Below are 2750 nucleotides of genomic sequence, written 5' to 3' on the forward strand. Positions count from 1 at the left end.
GACTTCCTCACCGTCCTCGCCCGCGTCCGCGAAGCCGCGCTTGGCGCCTATGCCCATCAGGACGTCCCCTTCGAGCGGCTGGTCGAGGACCTCAATCCTGTCCGCTCGCAGGCGCACCAGCCGCTGGTGCAGGTCATGATGGTGCTGCAGAACAATGTCGAGCGTCAGGCGACCCTGGCCGGACTGCAGGTCGAGGAACTGCCCACCGCGCTCGACACCGCCAAGTTCGATCTCACCCTGAGCCTGAGCGAGCGTTACGATGCCGCGGGCGCACCGGCCGGGCTGACCGGCGAGCTCGAATATGCCGCCGACCTGTTCGATCCCGCTACCGCCCAAACTCTCGCCGACCGCTTCACCCGCCTCCTCGACGCCGTCAGCATCGAACCGCGCATGGCGGCGTCGCGGTTTGATCTATTCGCACCCGGCGAACGCCAGGCGGTACTGGACCGCTGGAACGAGACTGCCAGCGGCCGGATCCCGACCGATCTGGCGAGTGCCTTTGCCGCGCAGGTCCGCTCTCGGCCAATGGCGATAGCGGTAGAAGATCACGGCCGAGCCTGGAGCTATTCCGAGCTGGACGCCCATGCCGAGCGCACGGCGGAGGCGCTGTGGGCCCGGGGCGTCCGCAGCGGCGACCGCGTGGTGATCCGGCTTGATCGTTCCGCCGAACTGGTCGCCGCGCAGCTGGCGGTACTCAAATGCGCAGCGACCTATGTCCCGCTCGATGGCGCCACACCCTGGCCGCGGGTGGCGGGTATCGTGGCGGATTGCAATGCCCGGCTATGCCTGGTGGCATCGGTGCCCCCTGAGGCAGTTGTCGCCCTGGCGCTCGTCGATCTGGCAAGTTTGACGAGCGAACCGTCCAGTGATCTCACCTGCATGCCAACGCCGGTGCCGGACGCGGTTGCCTATGTGATGTACACATCGGGGTCGACGGGCGAACCCAAGGGCGTGGCGGTACCGCACCGGGCCGTCGCGCGGGTAGTGGTGGACAACGGCTATGCGTCCTTCGTGGCGGATGACTGTATAGCCTTTGCTTCCAACCCCGGCTTCGACGCCAGCACGCTCGAGGTCTGGGGGGCATTGCTCAACGGCGGGCGGCTGGTGGTGATCGACCGCGACGAGCTGTTGTCGGGAGACATGCTGGCCGCCAGGATCGCCGCGACGGGCGTGACGGTGCTGTGGCTGACCGCAGCGCTGCTCGACGAACATGCCGACTGTCTCGCGGCCGTATCACACCGCCTGCGCTACCTTATCGCCGGGGGCGACGTGCTTAACCCCGCGACGGTGGCGCGGATGCTGACCGCCCTGCCGCCCGGCCGGCTGCTCAACGGTTATGGTCCGACGGAAACGACGACCTTTGCGACCACGCATGCGATCGCACCGCACGAAATCCACACCCGAATCCCGATCGGCCGGCCAATCGCCGATACGCGTGCGGTAGTGCTCGATGCGTGGTTGCAACCGGTGCCGATAGGCGTCGCGGGCGAACTCTATGTCGGTGGCGATGGCCTGGCGCAGGGCTATCTGGGCCGGCCCGGCGCGACCGCGACCCGGTTCGTGGCGGATCCGTTCATGGCGGGACAGCGTCTCTATCGGACCGGCGACCTGGTTCGCCGTCGCCGTGACGGGGCATTGGAATATCTGGGCCGCAACGACGCGCAAGTGAAGATCCGCGGCCACCGCGTGGAACCCGGCGAGATCGCGGCACGGCTGCTCGACCATCCCGGGGTTGCTACAGCCAGCGTGGTCGCGATAGCGGACGGCGAAGGCCGCAAGCGGCTGGTCGGCTATTACGTGCCCCGCGTCGCCGGACAGGACGGTGGAGTGGATGCCGCGATGCTGCGGGCCTATCTGGCGAAGCGGTTGCCGGAATACATGGTTCCGGCCGCCCTGGTCCCGCTGGATGCCCTGCCGCTGACGCCCAACGGCAAGGTCGACCTTCGCGCCCTGCCCTTGCCGCCCCTGCTCGTCTCGACAACCGGGCGCCAGCCGCGCACCGAGCGCGAGGCTATTCTGGCGGGATTGTTCGCCGAGGTTCTGGGATCGGGACCGGTCGGGATCGACGACGATTTCTTCGCGCTGGGCGGCCATTCGCTGCTCGCGACACGGCTGGTCAGCCGGATCCGCTCGACGCTGCGGGTCGAGATCGGCATCCGCGCGGTGTTCGAGGCGCCGACGGTGGCCGGGCTGGCGGAACGGCTGGGGGTGGCGGGCGGCGCACGCCAGGTGCTCGCGCCCACCACGCGTCCGGCGGTGTTGCCAGTTTCGCCTGCGCAGGGACGGTTGTGGTTCCTGCACCAGCTCGAAGGGCCGAGCGCCACCTACAACATACCCTATGTCGTCCACATCAACGGCGCGCTCGATGTCGCCGCGCTGGCGCTGGCGGTCCGCGACGTCATCGAGCGGCACGAAAGCCTGCGTACCAGCTTCGCCGAGATCGATGGCATCGCACGGCAAGTCATCAACCGCCTGGACGACACGCCCATCCTGCGGGAGATGATGGTGACACCGGACGCGCTGGTCGCCGCGATCCATGATGCCGCGCACCGCCCGTTCCGGCTCGACCGCGACATTCCAGTGCGGGCCACCTTGATGACACTGGGCGATAACGACCACGTCCTTGCCCTGGTCGTACACCACATCGCATCGGACGGCTGGTCGCTGTTGCCGCTGTGGCGCGACCTTGAACGCGCCTATGCGGCGCGGCGTGACGGCGCGGCGCCGGACTGGGCACCGCTGGCGGTGCA

1 protein-coding gene is annotated in these 2750 nt (G+C 68.4%); it reads left to right on the top strand.

Annotated elements, in window-relative coordinates; genetic code table 11:
• The coding region (locus ABIC44_RS19560; RefSeq protein ID WP_354297086.1) for a non-ribosomal peptide synthetase at positions 1-2750 on the top strand (2750 nt) is incomplete at both ends.

The organism is Sphingomonas sp. 1185 (genome assembly GCF_040544655.1).
Taxonomy (GTDB): domain Bacteria; phylum Pseudomonadota; class Alphaproteobacteria; order Sphingomonadales; family Sphingomonadaceae; genus Sphingomonas.